The sequence below is a fragment of the Burkholderia sp. Ac-20384 genome (assembly GCF_017104605.1).
Lineage (GTDB): Bacteria > Pseudomonadota > Gammaproteobacteria > Burkholderiales > Burkholderiaceae > Burkholderia > Burkholderia lata.
Window position 1 is genome coordinate 1 of the sequence record NZ_JAAGPE010000005.1, and the last position, 17,971, is coordinate 17,971.

A 17,971-nucleotide genomic window follows, 5' to 3' on the forward strand; every position below is an offset into this window, starting at 1 on the left:
CGCACCGGGAGTACCTCCACCCGCAGCACCGCCCCCCGAAGCGCCGCCACCCGCAGTACCGCCACCCGAAGTACCGCCAACCGAAGTACCGCCACCCGAAGTACCGCCCCCGGAAGTACCGCCACCGGAAGTACCGCCACCGGAAGTACCGCCACCGGAAGTACCGCCACCGGAAGTACCGCCACCTGAAGTACCGCCACCCGAAGAACCCCCCCCGGAAGATCCACCACCCGACCCCCCGCTGCCAGACGCATTGCCTCCGCGGCCCGAGCCACCCGAACCACTCGTGCTGCCGGAAGTTCCGCTCGTCGTTCCGCCGACGCCAGCGGGCCCGACGGTGCCGTTCCCGTTGTTGCCGCTACCGCTGCCGTTGCCATTTCCGCTACCGGGGCTGCCGCCGCTGCCATTGCTGCCCGGGCCTGCGCCATTACCGCCAACACGTCCGCCGGCGAAGACGTGCACCGCGCACGCAGCCGGATTGGCTGCGCAAGGCGAAGCGTCGTCGACCAGCGTCATGATGGCGTCCGCGTGGGCAACTGCATCGGCCGTGGCGTCCGGTGTCGCATCCTGTGCGACGGCGTATGAGCAGCAGCACGCGAACGCGGCTGCGGCGAACAAGGTTGCGCGATAGCGCCGTCCCGGCGTACGGAACGGTTGTTTCGTCTTGAGCATCATGGCCTCCCCATGCGCGCGATGCCTCGTCGCCGCGCGGCTATCTACCTGTGGTGCAGGGGGCCGGTAAAGGTTCGTAGTCCTGTCGGCAGCCGATCACGTTCGGGCGGGCGCTGGACGCCAGCCGAGAGTGCGAAACGGCATGCGGGCCCGCCGTGCGAATCCCTATCTGCGAGATCCGTGCCACCGGCCGCTTGCGCCCGTCGCGCAAGGCGCACGCAAGCGCGCGACGGCGCATGCAACGTCTTTGGGGGGAGTTTTGTTTCCGGAATGAAACGTCTGAGCTAAGTTCAGCGCGCAGGCGCATCGGCCGCGCGCTGCCAGCGGTGAAACAGGATCGACGCGATCCAGCAGACGAGGAACAGGGCGACGATGCCGTAACCGATCGAGCCGAAGCGTTCGCCGAGCGCATCGAGCGCGTCGCGCACGGACCCCGTCAGCGACAGCTTGTCGGCCAGCAGGCCGGCTGCCTCGATCCCGCCGATCGCCAGCGCGACGGCCGCCGACACGAACGTGATGCTCGCGTTGTAGAGCAGCTTGCGCTGCGGATCGTCCATCGCCCAGCCGTACGCGTGAATCATCAGCACGTTGTCGGTCGAGTCGATCAGCGTCATGCCGGCGGTGAAAAGCGCGGGAAACAGCATGACCGTATAGACCGGCAACCCCTGGCTCGCCTGCGCGGCGGCAATCGCGAGCAGGCCGATTTCGGTTGCAGTATCGAAACCTAGCCCGAACAGCACGCCGACCGGATACATGTGCCAGCTCTTCGACACGAACCGGAACAGCGGACGCAGCAGCCGGGACACGAGCCCGGCTGGACGGTGCACATGCGCGGCATCGTGTGCGTGCCTGTGCGTGCCGCGATAGCGCCGCCACACGTCGCGCAGGATCACCAGGTTCACGCACGCGAGCACGAGCAGGAAGGTGGCCGACACCGCCGTGCCGATCGTGCCGCCGATCTCGCGGAATGCATCGAACCGGTCGCGCAGCGCGAACGCGGTCAGCGCGATGCCGAGCGTCGCGGCGATCACGATCGTCGAATGGCCGAGCGAGAAGAACAGCCCGACGCTCACCGGACGCTGCCCTTCCTGCATCAGCTTGCGCGTTGCAACGTCGATCGCGGCGATGTGATCGGCGTCGACCGCATGACGCAGCCCGAGCCCATACGCGATCGCCGCGGTGCCGAGCAGCAGCGGATGATCGCGCAACACGGCGAGCGCCCACAGCCAGACGGCGGCGTTCGCGGCGATCAGGCCGGCATAGAGGATCAGCAGGCGGCGCAGGGCAGGGGTGGGCGGCATCGGGATGGTTCCATCTGACGAATCGCGATCCATTGTGGCACGCGAAAAAAATGCCTGGCGTGCCGATCAAAAAGCCGCGAACGCCGCGCGCGCCGAATAAAAAAGGCCCGTCCGGAACCGGACGGGCCTTGCCTGCAAGCGGCAGCGCGCGAGCGCGCCGCGCTTACTTCACTTTCGCGCTGATCACGCCTTCCGATACGTTGGCCGGCGTTTCCGCGTACTGCTTGAACTCCATCGTGTAGGTCGCGCGGCCCTGCGTGGCCGAACGCAGCGACGTCGAATAGCCGAACATCTCCGCGAGCGGTACTTCGGCGCGTACGAGCTTGCCGCCGCCGCCCGCGATGTCTTCCATCCCCTGCACGATGCCGCGCCGGCTCGACAGGTCGCCCATCACGTTGCCCATGAAGTCTTCGGGCGTTTCCACCTCGACGGCCATCATCGGCTCGAGCAGCACCGGCTTCGCGCGGCGCATCGCTTCCTTGAACGCCATCGAACCGGCCATCCGGAACGCATTTTCGTTCGAGTCGACGTCGTGGTACGAACCGAACGTCAGCGTGACCTTCACGTCGACGACCGGATAGCCCGCCAGCACGCCGCTCTTCAGCGTTTCCTGGATGCCCTTGTCGACCGACGGAATGTATTCACGCGGAATCACACCGCCCTTGATCGCGTCGACGAACTCGTAGCCCTTGCCGGGGTTCGGTTCGAGCGTAATCACTGCATGCCCGTACTGGCCGCGGCCGCCCGACTGCTTGACGAACTTGCCTTCGACGTCCTTCGCCGGCGTGCGCACCGTCTCGCGATAAGCGACCTGCGGCTTCCCGACCGTCGCCTCCACGCCGAATTCACGCTTCATCCGGTCGACCAGAATTTCGAGGTGAAGCTCGCCCATCCCCGAAATGATCGTCTGCCCGGATTCTTCGTCGGTCTGCACGCGGAACGACGGATCTTCCTGTGCCAGACGGTTGAGCGCCAGGCCCATCTTTTCCTGGTCGGCCTTCGTCTTCGGCTCGACGGCCTGCGAAATCACCGGCTCCGGGAAAATCATGCGTTCGAGCACGATCGGGTGCGCCGGATCGCACAGCGTGTCGCCCGTGGTCGCTTCCTTCAGGCCGACGGCCGCCGCGATGTCGCCCGCGCGCACTTCCTTGATTTCCTTACGCTCGTTCGCGTGCATCTGCAGGATCCGGCCGAGCCGCTCCTTCTTGTCCTTCGTCGCGTTCAGCACCGTGTCGCCGGATTCGACCACACCCGAATACACGCGGAAGAAGATCAGCTGGCCGACGAATGGATCGGTCATGATCTTGAACGCGAGCGACGAGAACGGATCCTCGTCGTTCGGATGACGCTCCGCTTCCTTGTCGTGCAGGTCATGGCCGAGAATCGCGGGTACGTCGGCAGGCGACGGCAGGTAGTCGATCACCGCGTCGAGCATCGCCTGCACGCCCTTGTTCTTGAACGCGCTGCCGCACAGCATCGGCACGATCTCGTTCGCGATCGTGCGCTTGCGCAACGCGGCCTTGATCTCGTCCTCGGTCAGCGATTCATGGTCGTGCAGGTACTTCTCAAGCAGTTCCTCGCTCGCTTCCGCTGCGGCCTCGACCATCTTCTCGCGCCACTCGTGTGCGAGCTCGGCGAGGTTCGCCGGGATCTCCTCGTACGTGAACTTCACGCCCTGGCTTTCGTCGTCCCACACGATCGCCTTCATCTTCACGAGATCGACGACGCCCAGGAAATGATCTTCCGCGCCGATCGGAATCTGGATCGGCACGGCGACACCCTTCAGGCGCTCGCCGATCTGCTTCTGCACGCGGAAGAAATCGGCGCCGATGCGGTCCATCTTGTTGACGAACGCGATGCGCGGCACCTTGTACTTGTTGGCCTGGCGCCAGACGGTTTCGGACTGCGGCTGCACGCCGCCGACCGAGTCGTAGACCATGCACGCGCCGTCGAGCACGCGCATCGAGCGCTCGACTTCGATCGTGAAGTCGACGTGCCCGGGCGTGTCGATGATGTTGATCCGGTGCTCCGGATAGTTGCCGGCCATGCCCTTCCAGAAGGCCGTGGTCGCAGCCGACGTGATCGTGATGCCGCGTTCCTGCTCCTGCTCCATCCAGTCCATCGTGGCCGCGCCGTCGTGCACTTCACCGATCTTGTGGCTCACGCCGGTGTAAAACAGGATGCGCTCGGTCGTCGTGGTTTTGCCGGCATCGATGTGAGCGCTGATCCCGATATTGCGATAGCGCTCGATGGGGGTTTTGCGGGGCACGTGAACCTCCTTGGGTTCGGATGTAAGCGGGCTGGCGGTGCCGGCCCGGTCTGGACAAGCGAGACTTAAAGCATAGCGCTTGCGCGTGGCTTTTGCAGATGCGGCCGGCGCCGGCGGAATCAAGCCGGGTGTCACCGCCGGCGGGCGAAAAAAAAGCCGGCGCGCAACGGGCGGCCGGCTTCGGTCGGTACGCGGCGCGACGCCGCGGCGATGGCCGTTACTGGGCCTGCGGCAGGCCTTCGAGCTTCATGCCGGGCTTGATGCCCTTCGCCGCGAACCAGCCCTTGCTCATTTCGAGCGCATAGACGCCGTTGTTGCGCGGGCAGTGGTTGTCGGTCGTCTCGGCCTTCATCTCGTCGATGTCGGTGATCGTGCCGTCCGCGCGAATGAACGCGATCGACAGCGGGATCAGCGTGTTCTTCATCCAGAAGCAGTGCACCGCGTTCTCGTTGAACACGAACACCATGCCTTCGTTCGGCGCGAGCTGCGAACGGTACATCAGCCCCTGTTCGCGGTCGGGGTCGTTCGCGGCGACGGCCGCGTCGATCACGTACATGCCGGCGCGCAGCTTCACGCGCGGGAATTCGCTCGGCTGCTTGGCGCCGGGCGGCACTTGCGCGCTGGCGGCCTGCATGCCGAGCGCCATGACGGCGAGCGCGGCGGGAAACACGGCGGCGCGCGCAAGGCGGCCGAGCGACGAGCGCAGGGAGAATTGCACAGCAAGGCTCCTATCTGGAAAACAAGACCCGCATGGTACGCGATGCGTGCTCACGGGCACAAAAAAGAAAAAGGCAGATCGCCTTGCGGTGATCTGCCTTTCAACGCCGTAAGAACGGCAAGACTGCGTGTTCTTGACTGCGTTATTACAGCAAGCTTACTTAGTTCGAAGCAGCTGCCGGTGCTGCTGCGTCGCTTGCTGCAGCCTTCTTCGATGCCTTGTGGTGCTTCTTAGCTGCGTGGTGCTTCTTGGCAGCGTGCTTAGCCGGTGCCGAAGCAGCTTCAGCAGCAGCCGGAGCAGCTTCCGGAGCCGATGCTTGTGCGAAAGCAGCCGTTGCGAAGAGGCCAGCGACCAGAGCGGCGATCAGTTTGTTCATGTTGTGTTCCTCAGCTTTAGTTAATTAACCAAATGACCCGGCAATAGGAGTCATGTCGTCTAACGGTGCCATCCACCTTTCGGTTGACAGACGCTTCGAGAAATTTCTCATTGCGCTGCGGGCGCCGAATCGTATTCGATAAAAACGTCGCTTTCGTGACGCAAACACGGGTTCGGCTGCCAATGCCGGATAGCTAAGGTTGGCATCTGCGTGGTTTAACGCGCGATCTTCGCAGGCGGTTGACGAAAAAGATGACGAAAAATTCGCCCGTCCCGAATTCGTCATCCGGCGGGCGCGAAACCATCCCACGGCGCGCGCGGCGGCAGCGCGATTGTTTCTCCGGGTGCAATGCCGAGCGCGAATATATCCAGTGCGCCGACGCCGACACGCACCAGGCGCAACGTCGGGAAGCCGACGGCCGCCGTCATCCGGCGCACCTGCCGGTTCTTGCCCTCGGTGATCGCAAGCTCGATCCACGTCGTCGGGATCGCGGCGCGGTAGCGGATCGGCGGATTGCGCGGCCACAGCGTGTCGGGCGGTTCGATGAATTCGGCGCGGCACGGACGCGTCACGTAGTCGCCGAGGTCGACACCTCGCGCGAGCGCCTTCAGGTCGGCGGGGCCGGGCGCGCCTTCGACCTGCGCCCAGTAGCGCTTGACGAGCTTGTGGCGCGGCTCGGCGATGCGCGCCTGCAACGCGCCGTCGTCGGTGAGCAGCAGCAGCCCCTCGCTGTCCGCGTCCAGCCGGCCGGCCGCGTAGACGCCGGGCGTTTTTACCCAGTCGCCGAGCGACGGGCGCGTCTCGTGCGCGGAAAACTGGCAAATCGTGCCGAACGGCTTGTTGAGGGCGATCAGGTTCATGGCGGGGCGTCCGCCCGGCGCGCCGCGGGAAGCGGGGGCGGGCGGTCTATGGCAAATGGCGGAATCTTAATGCATAATACGGAACGGCAAGTCCTCTGTCTTATATAAGACATAAGTGGGGTCTTGATACGCAGTGCCGCGCTTCATGCCGAAGTGCCCGGTTGGGGCGCTAGAATAGCGGCTCGCTGTTGCCGTCACGGGGTGGCCATGCCGCGCCCCCGCCGCGCGCGCAGCTTCGACCAGCATCACCTGCTCAGCCACGTCACTGGAGTCGATCATGCCGTATCAGCACATCAAGGTTCCGGAAGGCGGTGACAAGATCACCGTCAACAAGGACTTCTCGCTCAACGTTTCCGATCAGCCGATCATTCCCTATATCGAAGGCGACGGTACGGGCTTCGATATCACGCCGGTCATGATCAAGGTCGTCGACGCGGCGGTCGCGCATGCCTACAAGGGCAAGCGCAAGATCCACTGGATGGAGATTTTCGCGGGCGAGAAGGCGACGAAGGTGTACGGCCCGGACGTGTGGCTCCCGGACGAAACGCTGCAGGTGCTGAAGGAATACGTGGTGTCGATCAAGGGGCCGCTCACGACCCCGGTCGGCGGCGGCATCCGTTCGCTGAACGTCGCGCTGCGCCAGGAACTCGACCTGTACGTGTGCCTGCGCCCGGTGCAGTACTTCAAGGGCGTGCCGTCGCCGGTGCGCGAGCCGCAAAAGATCGACATGGTGATCTTCCGCGAGAACTCGGAAGACATCTACGCGGGCATCGAATGGGCCGCGGGCTCCGAGCAGGCGAAGAAGGTGATCAAGTTCCTGCAGGACGAGATGGGCGTGAAGAAGATCCGCTTCCCGGAAACCTCGGGGATCGGCGTCAAGCCCGTGTCGACCGAAGGCACCGAGCGTCTCGTGCGCAAGGCGATCCAGTACGCGATCGACAACGATCGCAAGTCGGTCACGCTGGTGCACAAGGGCAACATCATGAAGTTCACGGAAGGCCTGTTCCGTGACGCCGGCTACGCGCTTGCACAGAAGGAATTCGGCGGCGAGCTGATCGACGGCGGCCCGTGGATGCGCGTGAAGAACCCGAAGACGGGCAACGAGATCGTGATCAAGGATTCGATCGCCGATGCATTCCTGCAGCAGATCCTGCTGCGCCCGGCCGAATACGACGTGATCGCCACGCTGAACCTGAACGGCGACTACATCTCCGACGCGCTGGCCGCACAGGTCGGCGGCATCGGGATCGCGCCGGGTGCGAACCTGTCGGATTCGGTCGCGATGTTCGAAGCGACGCACGGCACCGCACCGAAGTACGCGGGCAAGGATTACGTGAACCCCGGTTCCGAGATCCTGTCGGCGGAAATGATGCTGCGCCACCTCGGCTGGACGGAAGCGGCCGACACGATCATCGCCGCGATGGAGAAGTCGATCCTGCAGAAGCGCGTCACGTACGACTTCGCGCGCCTGATGGAAGGTGCGACGCAGGTGTCGTGCTCGGGCTTCGGTGAAGTGCTGATCGAGAACATGTAAGTCCCCTTCCGGGGTGGGCCGGCGCATGTCCGGCCGCCCCGGCGCCTACTGCCGGCGCCGGAGCGTTTCGTGGATGGCAGGTTTGTTGGCAGGGCGGTCCGGCATGCGGGCCGCGGCGCCGCGATGCGGCCCGGAGCCCCTGCAAGGTAGAACATGACGGCCCTCGCAACACCATCGCCCGGCTGAGCCGGCGTGCCCCTTTCGCGACCGACCCGGTCGCTCCCCGCCGGTTACCCGCCGGCGTTCTCAGTCCAAATTTTCACGTAGCAACGCATCGACCATGTCCACTTCGCCCAAGATCATCTACACCCTCACTGACGAAGCGCCCGCGCTCGCGACCTATTCGCTGCTGCCGATCGTCAAGGCCTTCACGCGCTCGTCCGGCGTCGCCGTCGAAACGCGCGACATCTCGCTCGCCGGCCGCATCATCGCGGCATTCGCAGACGTCCTGCCGCCCGAGCAGAAGGGTTCCGACGATCTGGCCGAACTGGGCCAGCTCACGCTGAAGCCGGAAGCGAACATCATCAAGCTGCCGAACATCAGCGCATCGGTACCGCAGCTGAAGGCCGCGATCGCCGAACTGCAGGCGCAGGGCTTCCAGCTGCCGGCCTATCCGGAAGATCCGTCGACGGACGAAGAGAAGGCGGTCAAGGCTCGCTACGACAAGATCAAGGGCAGCGCGGTGAACCCGGTGCTGCGCGAAGGCAACTCCGACCGCCGCGCGCCGCTGTCGGTCAAGAATTACGCACGCAAGCATCCGCACAAGATGGGCGCGTGGAAGGCCACGTCGAAGGCACACGTTGCGCACATGAGCGAAGGCGACTTCTACGGCAGCGAGAAGTCGGTGCTGATCGCCGATGCCGGCAGTGTGAAGATCGAACTCACGACGGCCGACGGCGCGAAGAAGGTGCTGAAGGAAAAGACGGCCGTGAAGGCCGGTGAAGTGATCGACGCGTCGGTGATGAGCCGCAATGCGCTGCGCAGCTTCATCGACGCGCAGATCGCCGATGCGAAGGCCCAGGACGTGCTGTTCTCGGTGCACCTGAAGGCGACCATGATGAAGGTCTCGGACCCGATCCTGTTCGGCCACTTCGTGTCGGTGTTTTACCGCGACGTGCTCGCGAAGCACGCTGACGTGCTGGCGCAGGTCGGCTTCAACCCGAACAACGGGATCGGCGACCTGTACGCACGCCTGAAGGACCTGCCGGCCGATACGCGCGAAGCGATCGAAGCCGACGTCAAGGCGGAATACGCCGTGCGTCCGCGCCTGGCGATGGTCAACTCGGACAAGGGCATCACGAACCTGCACGTGCCGAGCGACGTGATCGTCGACGCATCGATGCCGGCGATGATCCGCGACTCGGGCGGCATGTGGGGCCCGGACGGCCAGCTGTACGACGCGAAGGCCGTGATTCCGGACCGCTGCTACGCAGGTGTCTACCAGGCCGTGATCGAGGACTGCAAGCAGCATGGCGCGTTCGATCCGGTCACGATGGGCAGCGTGCCGAACGTCGGCCTGATGGCGCAGGCGGCTGAAGAATACGGTTCGCACGACAAGACGTTCCAGATCCAGGCTGACGGCGTCGTGCGCGTCACCGACGAAGCGGGCAACGTGCTGCTCGAGCATGCAGTGGAAGCGGGCGACATCTGGCGCATGTGCCAGACGAAGGACGCACCGGTGCAGGACTGGGTCAAGCTCGCGGTCAACCGCGCACGCGCGACCGGCGCACCGGCCGTGTTCTGGCTCGATCCGGCGCGCGCGCACGACGCGCAGATCATCGCGAAGGTCGAGCGTTACCTGAAGGATCACGACACGAACGGCCTCGACATCCGCGTGATGACGCCGGTCGACGCGACGCGTTTCTCGCTCGAGCGCATCCGTGCGGGCAAGGACACGATCTCGGTCACCGGCAACGTGCTGCGCGACTACCTGACCGACCTGTTCCCGATCATGGAACTCGGCACCAGCGCGAAGATGCTGTCGATCGTGCCGCTGATGGCCGGCGGCGGGATGTTCGAAACGGGTGCAGGCGGTTCGGCGCCGAAGCACGTGCAGCAGTTCGTCGAGGAAGGCTTCCTGCGCTGGGATTCGCTCGGCGAATTCCTCGCGCTGGCCGCGTCGCTCGAACACCTCGGCAACGCCTACCAGAACCCGAAGGCGGTCGTGCTCGCGAAGACGCTCGACCAGGCGACCGGCAAGTTCCTGGACGAGAACAAGTCGCCGGCGCGCAAGGTCGGCGGCCTCGACAACCGCGGCAGCCACTTCTACCTGTGCCTGTACTGGGCGCAGGCGCTGGCCGAGCAGACCGAGGACGCAGCGCTGAAGGCGCAGTTCGAAGGTGTGGCGAAGGCGCTGTCCGACAGCGAAGCGCGCATCCTGGAAGAACTGGCGGCCGCGCAGGGCAAGGCGCAGGCGATCGGCGGCTACTACCGCCCGAACGTCGACCTGACGAGCCAGGCCATGCGCCCGAGCGCGACGCTGAACGGCATCGTCGACGCAGTCGCCTGACGCAGGCCGCGCGATCGCGCGGGCCGATGCGTGTGCTGGTGCGGCAGGCATTGCTGCCTGCCGCCGGCTAAAAAAGAAAAACGCCCCGGACGCCCGGGGCGTTTTTCGTTGCTGGCTTGCCATTCAGACGTGAACGATTTCCCATTCGGCGATTTCGTGCGGCACTTCGAGCGTTGCCGTGTCCAGTTCGGACAGTTGCTCGCAGTCGCCGCGGGAGATGTGGTCGGCTGCCACTTCGGGGCACGAGAATGCGCCGAGCAGGGCGTTGCCGAACGTCGCTTCCCAGCCGCCGTTACCCGGCAGGATGTAGAACGACCCGAGCGCTGAACCAAAGCGAAATCCCTTCATTTCCGTTCTCCCTTTCTGATCACAAGCGATTCTGTTGTGCCGCCTGCCGGTTCGGCCGGCTGTGGCCCGACTGGCTGCTTGCGCCGGGTTCCGTATCGAACGTCGTGGCGAAGCGTCAGTGCATGGGACAAAGTCTACGTCCGCGACCCGGTCGGATGGTGCATGTAGAACGGCTTCACTAAACAAAAATTCTCTTTTAAAAACAAGTAATTATTCTTTGCGTTTTGTATTGCGGAACGTTTTTTGGCATCGCGAAACGGGAAATTTGTGCCCTGCACCACGAATTTTTACAACGCAGAGACTTGTTCCACATCGTGAAATATTGGCGGGTTTGCGGATCGGTGAAGCGATCGGCGTCGAGGCGGGGGCGAACGGCAGGCACAGGGCGACCGCGTGGGAGCCGTTCGGGGCAGGGTTGGGTGGCGCTTCGGCTGCGCGCGAAGGGCTGTGCATCATCGATCGACGATGCGGGTCGATGCAGGCCGAATCGGGCGGCGTTGTCGAGCCCTGCGGCGTATCGCCGCCCGGCCGGCCACGGCGCTTCTCCATTTGGGCCTGCGGTTATGATGACGCGGGCATCAGGATTTGCGTCGCGCATCGGCGCTTCAGCCGGCCGGTGCGGGCATCGCGGCGGCCGCGCGACCCAGCATGGATAACGAGGAACGATTGATGATACGGAGAACCTTCCTGTCGCGCGCCATCGGTGTCGCGGCCGCGTCGCTGTTCGCGCGCGCCGCGTGGGCGCAGCATGCCGGTCACGCTGGCATGGCCGGCATGGACGCGATGGACGACATGCCCGGCATGTCGGGCATGTCAGGGATGGCGGGTCACGGGCAGCACGGCAAGTCCGCACCGGCTGCGCTCGCGGCCGCCGACGCGCTGCCGGCGGGCGCGCCGCTTGCGGCGCTGCGCACGCTCGCGAACGAAAGCCGCGAGCCCGGTACGTTCCGGGCCACGCTGGTGGCACAGCCCGTGGCGCGCCCGATGCTGCACGGTGCACGGCCGACCACGTTCTGGCAGTTCGGCGCGGGCACGCAGGGCCCCGTCGTCGGTCCGCTGATCGACGTGCGCGAGGGCGACACGGTCGAGATCAAGTTCGTGAACAAGTTGCCGCAGCCGTCGACGATCCACTGGCACGGCCTGCCCGTGCCGCCTGACCAGGACGGCAATCCTTCCGATCCCGTCGCGCCCGGCGCGTCGCGCGTGTACCGCTTCACGTTGCCGAAGGGGAGTGCCGGTACCTACTGGTACCACCCGCATCCGCACATGATGACGGCCGAGCAAGTCTTCCGCGGGCTCGCCGGCCCGTTCGTCGTGCGCGCCGCAGACGATCCGCTGGCAGGCTGGCCCGAGCGCAACCTGTTCGTGTCGGACCTGAAGCTTGCACGCGACGGCACGATTGCACCGAACGACATGATGGACTGGATGAATGGCCGCGAGGGCCAGTTCGTGCTGGTCAACGGCGCACGCCGGCCGCGGATCGACGTCGCGGGCGACGAGCGCTGGCGCGTGTGGAACGCATGTAGCGCACGCTACCTGCGCATCGCGTTCGACGACGGCCGCGCGTTCGAGCACGCCGGCACCGACGGCGGGCTGTTCGACGCGCCGCGCCGCGTCACGTCGCTGCTGATCGCGCCGGGCGAACGGGCGGAGCTGCTGGTGCGTGCCGGCGATCGCGCGTCGCGCGCCGTGCTGCAGGCGGCCGAATACGACCGCCGCAAGATGTCGATGTCGCACGATGACGGGCATGGCAGCCTGCCGCCCGATCCGACGTTGGCCCTGGCTGACGTCGCATTCGCGCCGGCCGCCACCCGCGCGCTGCCGGCGACCCTGCGCGCGGTGCCGTCGCTGGGCGAGCCGGTCGCCCACAAGGAAGTTGCGTTCGGCGAAGAGATGGACATGGACGCGATGATGAAAGGCGCGGCGCACGGCCGTCCGGCGGGCATGCGCTTCACGATCAACGGCGACACCTACGCGCCGCACCGCGCGACGCTGACGAGCCGCCGGGGCGACGTCGAGCGCTGGACGATCCGCAACGGCACCGACATGGATCACCCGTTCCACCTGCACGGCACGCAGTTCCAGGTGATCGAGCGCGCGTCGGGCGGTTCGCGCACGAGCGAACCGTTCCGCGCATGGCGCGATACGGTGAACGTGCGCAGCGGTGAAACCGTGACGATTCTCGTCACGCAAGACATGCCGGGTGAGCGCATGTTTCATTGCCACATTCTCGAACACGAGGATCTCGGCATGATGGGCACGCTGAAGGTCGTGTAACGAAGTGGCGATTATGTTTCACGCGCCGGATGAGTATTTGATCTGCGCGCGTGACAAGACAATACGTGTTCAATTATCGGGATTGAACGAAAAGGCCGGCCAATCGATAATCGATTGGCCGGCCTCAAATAAAGAAACCCGGCGCAAACCATGCGCCGGGTTTCTTCGTCTGATATCCGGTGCCTTATGCGGCCTGGATGTTCGACGCTTGCTTGCCCTTCGGTCCTTGAACGACGTCAAAGCTCACCTTCTGGCCTTCCTTCAGCGTCTTGAAGCCATTCATGGTGATAGCCGAGAAGTGCGCAAACAGATCCTCACCGCCCTCATCGGGAGTGATGAAACCGAAGCCCTTCGCGTCGTTGAACCACTTAACGATACCAGTTGCCATTTTCCTACTTCCCCTGTCACACAGTCGCTGCTACTTACCACGAGCACGCTCGAAAAGCTAAACGACCTGAAAACGCAGCCGTTCCCCCCTCACAAGCTCACCTCGGCCTCTTTCATTTCGCCAACTGGCAAATTGAAAAAAGTGCCAGCTTGATTGTTGGCGCTCTTTATTGGAGTGTCAAGTGGAATTTTTAGACGTTTAGAGGGACGTTGTAAAGAACCCATTTTCAGGGTTTTTCCGGCTTTGCTTAGCAGCACGCGGCCAAGCGCGAGGTCTTGAAAAGCCGCATAATCGGCTCATATACCAGGCTCGAGTGACACGCGTTCGAGTCGTCCCGGCTTGTGGGATACTGGATGCGGACACGACGTTCGGTGCCGTTCCCCCTGACGGTTCGTGTTCCGCGCCACGCGTGAAAGCCGGCACCGCAGCCGGCTTTCGTATGGCGCGAAGAAGATCGCGTGTTCCGGGATTCCGGGGAGGGCGCCGGCCGGTCGGTCGGGTAATGGCAGGATTGCGGGCCTGTCCGAGTTGTTTAGAATGGGTGTATGGCGATTATCCCGGACAAGCAGGACAGCACCGTCCTGGAACGCAAGCAGCAGAAGCTCAAGCCGCCTTCGATGTACAAGGTGGTGCTGCTGAACGACGACTTCACGCCGATGGAGTTCGTCGTGATGGTGGTCCAGGAGTATTTCAAGAAGGATCGCGAGACGGCCACGCAGATCATGCTGAAGGTCCATCGCGAAGGGCGAGGGGTTTGTGGGGTCTATACGCGGGACATCGCGTCGACCAAGGTTGAGCAAGTCGTTACCCATGCGCGGCAGGCCGGGCATCCGCTGCAGTGCGTGATGGAGGAAGCATGATTGCCCAGGAATTGGAAGTCAGCCTGCACATGGCGTTCATGGAAGCACGCCAGGCGCGCCATGAGTTCATTACGGTCGAGCATTTGCTGCTGGCCCTGCTGGATAATCCGACGGCAGCCGAGGTGTTGCGCGCGTGCGCGGCAAACATCGAGGACTTGCGTCAGAACCTGCGCAATTTCATCCACGACAACACACCTACCGTCCCGGGCACCGACGATGTCGATACCCAGCCGACGCTGGGTTTCCAGCGCGTGATCCAGCGCGCGATCATGCACGTCCAGTCGACGTCGAACGGCAAGAAGGAAGTGACCGGCGCGAACGTGCTGGTCGCGATCTTCGGCGAGAAGGATTCGCACGCCGTGTACTACCTGCAGCAGCAGGGCGTCACGCGCCTCGACGTCGTGAACTTCATTTCGCACGGCATCGCGAAGACGAACAACGGCGAAGCCGCGAAGTCGGCCGATGCGAATGCGGAAAGCGAAGACGCGAATGCGCAGAAGGAAACGCCGCTCGCGCAATTCACGCAGAACCTGAACCAGATGGCGAAGGACGGCCGCATCGATCCGCTGATCGGTCGCGAGCCCGAGGTCGAGCGCGTGGTCCAGGTGCTGTGCCGTCGCCGCAAGAACAATCCGCTGCTCGTCGGCGAGGCCGGTGTCGGCAAGACCGCGATCGCGGAAGGGCTCGCCTATCGCATCACGCGCGGCGAAGTGCCGGACATCCTCGCGAACGCGCAGGTCTACTCGCTCGACATGGGCGCGCTGCTCGCGGGCACCAAGTACCGCGGCGATTTCGAGCAACGTCTGAAGACGGTGCTGAAGGAGCTGAAGGAGCGTCCGCACGCGATCCTGTTCATCGACGAAATCCATACGCTGATCGGCGCGGGCGCCGCATCGGGCGGCACGCTCGATGCGTCGAACCTGCTGAAGCCGGCGCTGTCGTCGGGCGTGCTGAAGTGCATCGGCGCGACCACGTTCACCGAATATCGCGGCATCTTCGAGAAGGATGCGGCGCTGTCGCGGCGCTTCCAGAAGGTCGACGTGACGGAGCCGACCGTCGAGCAGACGGTCGCGATCCTGCGCGGGCTGAAGTCGCGCTTCGAGGAGCATCACGGCGTCAAGTATTCGTCGGGTGCGCTGTCGGCCGCGGCTGAACTGTCGGCGCGCTTCATCACCGACCGCCACTTGCCCGACAAGGCGATCGACGTGATCGACGAAGCGGGTGCCGCTCAGCGCATCCTGCCGAAGTCGAAGCAGAAGAAGACGATCGGCAAGAGCGAGATCGAGGAAATCATCTCGAAGATCGCGCGTGTGCCGCCGCAGAGCGTGTCGCAGGACGACCGGAGCAAGCTGCAGACGCTCGATCGCGACCTGAAGAGCGTCGTGTTCGGCCAGGATCCGGCGATCGACGCACTCGCTGCCTCGATCAAGATGGCGCGCGCGGGCCTCGGCAAGATGGACAAGCCGATCGGTGCGTTCCTGTTCTCCGGCCCGACGGGCGTCGGCAAGACCGAAGTGGCGCGCCAGCTCGCGTTCACGCTCGGCATCGAGCTGATCCGCTTCGACATGTCGGAATACATGGAGCGTCACGCGGTGAGCCGCCTGATCGGCGCGCCGCCGGGCTACGTCGGGTTCGACCAGGGTGGCCTCTTGACCGAAGCCGTCACGAAGAAGCCGCACTGCGTGCTGCTGCTCGACGAAATCGAGAAGGCGCATCCGGACATCTTCAACGTGCTGCTGCAGGTGATGGACCACGGCACGCTGACGGACAACAACGGCCGCAAGGCGGATTTCCGCAACGTCATCATCATCATGACGACGAACGCGGGCGCCGAGTCGATGCAGAAGGCGACGATCGGCTTCACGACGCGCCGCGAGACGGGCGACGAGATGACCGACATCAAGCGTCTGTTCACGCCGGAGTTCCGCAACCGCCTGGATTCGATCATCAGCTTCCGCTCGCTCGATGAGGAAATCATCATGCGCGTGGTCGACAAGTTCCTGATCCAGCTCGAGGAACAGCTGCACGAGAAGAAGGTCGACGCGCTCTTCACCGACGCGTTGCGCAAGCATCTCGCGAAGCACGGCTTCGACCCGCTGATGGGCGCGCGGCCGATGCAGCGGCTGATCCAGGACACGATCCGGCGCGCGCTGGCCGACGAGCTGCTGTTCGGCAAGCTCGTCAACGGCGGCCACGTGACGGTCGATGTCGACGAAAACGACAAGGTGCAGTTGTCGTTCGACAAGCTGGCGAATCCGCCGCACAAGCCGAACGAAGAGGCGGTCGAAGTCGAGTAAGCGATAATCGGGTAGTTCATGCGAACGGCGCGGGATGTTTTCCGCGCCGTTTCGTTTTATCTGGCGCCGGCGGCGCGATGGTGGTGCAGGGGAGTGGCAACGCAGTGACACAACAACAACGGACGTTCGACGACATCGTCGCGCGCGAACAGGGTTTGCGCCATGCGCTGACGTCTGGGCAGATGGCGATGATCGCGATCGGCGGCGCGATCGGCACGGGGCTGTTCCTCGGCAGCGGGTTCGCGATCGGGCTCGCCGGCCCGAGCGTGCTGGTTTCGTACGCGATCGGCGCGCTGATCGCGCTGCTGCTGATGGGCGCGCTCGCGGAAATGACGGTCGCGCATCCGACGGCCGGCTCGTTCGGCGCGTATGCCGAGCACTATGTCGGCCCGCTGGCGGGCTTCCTGGTGCGCTATGCGTACTGGTTCGCGGTCGTGTTCGCGATCGGCACCGAGATCAGCGCGATCGCCGTGTTCATGAAGTACTGGTTCCCGGCCGTGCCCGGCTGGTACTGGGTGATCGGCTTCTCCGCGCTGCTGATCGCCGTGAACCTCGCGAGCGTCACGCTGTACGGCACGGTCGAATACGCGTTCTCGCTGCTGAAGATCGCGGCGATCGTCGTGTTCATCGTGCTCGGCGCCTATCTCGTGTGGTCGGCGCCGGCCGCGTCGGGCATCGGTTTCGCGAACTACACCGCGCACGGCGGCTTCATGCCGAAGGGGCCGTGGGGCACCTGGGTCGCGGTGATCGTCGCGATCTTCAGTTACATGAGCATCGAAGCCGTCGCGATCGCGGCCGGCGAGGCGCGCGATCCGCAGCACGCGGTCACGCGTGCGTTCCGCTCGACCGTGTTCCGGCTCGTGCTGTTCTACCTGCTGACGCTGTCGCTGATGCTCGCGATCGTGCCGTGGACGCAGGCCGGTACCGACGAAAGCCCGTTCGTGAAGGTGATGGCCGCGACCCACGTGCCGTACGCGGCAGGCGTGATCAACTTCGTGTTGCTGATCGCGGCGCTGTCGGCAATGAACAGCCAGCTTTACGTGACGACGCGGATGATGTTCAGCCTGTCGCGCGCACGGCTCGCGCCCGCGGTGTTCGGCCGGCTGGGCACGAACGGCGTGCCGCGCGCGGCGCTGTGGATCTCGACGAGCGGTGTCGCGGTGGCGGCCGTGCTGGTCGCGCTGGCGCCGGACACCGCGTTCACCGTGATGATGGCGATCGCGATGTTCGGTGCACTGTTCACGTGGCTGATGATCTTCGTCACGCACCTGCGCTTCCGTTCGCGGTATCGCGGCCCCGCGCTCGCGTTCCGGATGTGGGGACACCCGTTCGGCAGCCTGCTCGGTGCGGGACTCGTCGCGGCGATCCTGTTCACGACCGTGTTCACGCGCGAATTCCGGATGACGATGGTGGTCGGCGTCGTGTTCGCCGTGCTGCTCACGCTCGCGTACGCGCTGCATTACCGGCACCAACACGCGCGTTGATGGCCACGGCGCGGCCTGCCCCGCCTACGCCGCTTCCCCGTTCGCTAAGGTTCCGTTAAGCCAGCGGCGACTACATTC

Annotated in this window: 14 protein-coding genes and 1 pseudogene; 6 read left to right on the forward strand and 9 right to left on the reverse strand. The window is 64.6% G+C overall.

The window, feature by feature from the left end; genetic code table 11:
- The 6 genes and pseudogenes from G3O00_RS43230 to G3O00_RS01995 form a co-directional block, all read right to left on the reverse strand.
- Positions 1-672: pseudogene (locus tag G3O00_RS43230) on the reverse strand (hypothetical protein); the annotation flags it as partial.
- A 290-nt stretch (positions 673-962) separates the two neighbouring features.
- The gene (locus tag G3O00_RS01975) at positions 963-1,973 is read right to left on the reverse strand and encodes a HoxN/HupN/NixA family nickel/cobalt transporter (RefSeq protein ID WP_206141883.1); all 1,011 of its coding nucleotides are present in this window, start codon (positions 1,971-1,973) and stop codon (positions 963-965) included.
- A 163-nt stretch (positions 1,974-2,136) separates the two neighbouring features.
- On the reverse strand, positions 2,137-4,242 hold the full coding sequence (gene fusA / locus G3O00_RS01980; RefSeq protein ID WP_206141884.1) for an elongation factor G: 2,106 nt from the start codon (positions 4,240-4,242) through the stop codon (positions 2,137-2,139).
- 217 nt (positions 4,243-4,459) lie between these two features.
- Complete coding sequence (locus tag G3O00_RS01985) at positions 4,460-4,960, reverse strand: DUF192 domain-containing protein (protein ID WP_206141885.1); 501 nt, start codon at positions 4,958-4,960, stop codon at positions 4,460-4,462.
- 160 nt (positions 4,961-5,120) lie between these two features.
- On the reverse strand, positions 5,121-5,336 hold the full coding sequence (locus G3O00_RS01990; RefSeq protein ID WP_011352970.1) for a hypothetical protein: 216 nt from the start codon (positions 5,334-5,336) through the stop codon (positions 5,121-5,123).
- Positions 5,337-5,617: 281 nt separating this feature from the next.
- Complete coding sequence (locus G3O00_RS01995; protein ID WP_043190023.1) at positions 5,618-6,196, reverse strand: pseudouridine synthase; 579 nt, start codon at positions 6,194-6,196, stop codon at positions 5,618-5,620.
- A 277-nt stretch (positions 6,197-6,473) separates the two neighbouring features.
- Between G3O00_RS01995 and icd the strand changes: the two genes are divergently transcribed.
- Together icd and G3O00_RS02005 are read left to right on the forward strand one after the other, a co-directional pair.
- A complete protein-coding gene (gene icd / locus G3O00_RS02000) occupies positions 6,474-7,730 on the forward strand; it encodes an NADP-dependent isocitrate dehydrogenase (RefSeq protein WP_006478026.1) in 1,257 nt (418 codons plus the stop codon).
- A 280-nt stretch (positions 7,731-8,010) separates the two neighbouring features.
- Positions 8,011-10,239 (forward strand): NADP-dependent isocitrate dehydrogenase, encoded by a 2,229-nt coding sequence (locus G3O00_RS02005; protein ID WP_206141886.1) that lies wholly within the window; start codon positions 8,011-8,013, stop codon positions 10,237-10,239.
- Positions 10,240-10,362: 123 nt separating this feature from the next.
- Here the strand turns inward: G3O00_RS02005 and G3O00_RS02010 are convergent, their stop codons facing one another.
- Together G3O00_RS02010 and G3O00_RS02015 are read right to left on the reverse strand one after the other, a co-directional pair.
- Positions 10,363-10,587, reverse strand: a complete 225-nt coding sequence (locus G3O00_RS02010; RefSeq protein WP_006490888.1) for a hypothetical protein — start codon at positions 10,585-10,587, stop codon at positions 10,363-10,365.
- Positions 10,588-10,797: 210 nt separating this feature from the next.
- The gene (locus G3O00_RS02015) at positions 10,798-11,136 is read right to left on the reverse strand and encodes a hypothetical protein (protein ID WP_206141887.1); all 339 of its coding nucleotides are present in this window, start codon (positions 11,134-11,136) and stop codon (positions 10,798-10,800) included.
- A 120-nt stretch (positions 11,137-11,256) separates the two neighbouring features.
- On the opposite strand from G3O00_RS02015, the gene G3O00_RS02020 reads away from it, so the two are divergent.
- Positions 11,257-12,864 carry a multicopper oxidase family protein gene (locus tag G3O00_RS02020; protein WP_206141888.1) on the forward strand — a complete coding sequence of 536 codons (1,608 nt, stop codon included), beginning with the start codon at positions 11,257-11,259 and terminating at the stop codon, positions 12,862-12,864.
- A 184-nt stretch (positions 12,865-13,048) separates the two neighbouring features.
- Here the strand turns inward: G3O00_RS02020 and G3O00_RS02025 are convergent, their stop codons facing one another.
- Entirely contained in the window at positions 13,049-13,252 is a 204-nt protein-coding gene (locus G3O00_RS02025; RefSeq protein ID WP_006478030.1) for a cold-shock protein, read from the reverse strand.
- Positions 13,253-13,797: 545 nt separating this feature from the next.
- Between G3O00_RS02025 and clpS the strand changes: the two genes are divergently transcribed.
- The 3 genes from clpS (at position 13,798) to G3O00_RS02040 (ending at position 17,893) form a co-directional block, all read left to right on the forward strand.
- Positions 13,798-14,112: an ATP-dependent Clp protease adapter ClpS gene (clpS, locus tag G3O00_RS02030; protein ID WP_006398529.1), complete on the forward strand. Its 315-nt coding sequence runs from the start codon at positions 13,798-13,800 to the stop codon at positions 14,110-14,112.
- On the forward strand, positions 14,109-16,409 hold the full coding sequence (gene clpA, locus G3O00_RS02035) for an ATP-dependent Clp protease ATP-binding subunit ClpA (protein WP_011352966.1): 2,301 nt from the start codon (positions 14,109-14,111) through the stop codon (positions 16,407-16,409). Before clpS ends, clpA begins: the two co-directional genes overlap by 4 nt.
- A 104-nt stretch (positions 16,410-16,513) precedes the next feature.
- Positions 16,514-17,893 carry an amino acid permease gene (locus G3O00_RS02040; protein WP_206141889.1) on the forward strand — a complete coding sequence of 460 codons (1,380 nt, stop codon included), beginning with the start codon at positions 16,514-16,516 and terminating at the stop codon, positions 17,891-17,893.
- Positions 17,894-17,971 lie beyond the last annotated feature (78 nt).

Bases quoted from the DNA above. Each gene is read 5' to 3' on its own strand.
- G3O00_RS02020 (WP_206141888.1), top strand. From the start codon at position 11,257: ATGATACGGAGAACCTTCCTGTCGCGCGCCATCGGTGTCGCGGCCGCG.
- G3O00_RS01990 (WP_011352970.1), bottom strand. From the start codon at position 5,336: ATGAACAAACTGATCGCCGCTCTGGTCGCTGGCCTCTTCGCAACGGCT.
- G3O00_RS02015 (WP_206141887.1), bottom strand. From the start codon at position 11,136: ATGGAGAAGCGCCGTGGCCGGCCGGGCGGCGATACGCCGCAGGGCTCG.
- G3O00_RS02010 (WP_006490888.1), bottom strand. From the start codon at position 10,587: ATGAAGGGATTTCGCTTTGGTTCAGCGCTCGGGTCGTTCTACATCCTG.
- G3O00_RS01995 (WP_043190023.1), bottom strand. From the start codon at position 6,196: ATGAACCTGATCGCCCTCAACAAGCCGTTCGGCACGATTTGCCAGTTT.
- G3O00_RS02025 (WP_006478030.1), bottom strand. From the start codon at position 13,252: ATGGCAACTGGTATCGTTAAGTGGTTCAACGACGCGAAGGGCTTCGGT.
- clpA (WP_011352966.1), top strand. From the start codon at position 14,109: ATGATTGCCCAGGAATTGGAAGTCAGCCTGCACATGGCGTTCATGGAA.
- G3O00_RS01975 (WP_206141883.1), bottom strand. From the start codon at position 1,973: ATGCCGCCCACCCCTGCCCTGCGCCGCCTGCTGATCCTCTATGCCGGC.
- G3O00_RS02005 (WP_206141886.1), top strand. From the start codon at position 8,011: ATGTCCACTTCGCCCAAGATCATCTACACCCTCACTGACGAAGCGCCC.
- icd (WP_006478026.1), top strand. From the start codon at position 6,474: ATGCCGTATCAGCACATCAAGGTTCCGGAAGGCGGTGACAAGATCACC.
- clpS (WP_006398529.1), top strand. From the start codon at position 13,798: ATGGCGATTATCCCGGACAAGCAGGACAGCACCGTCCTGGAACGCAAG.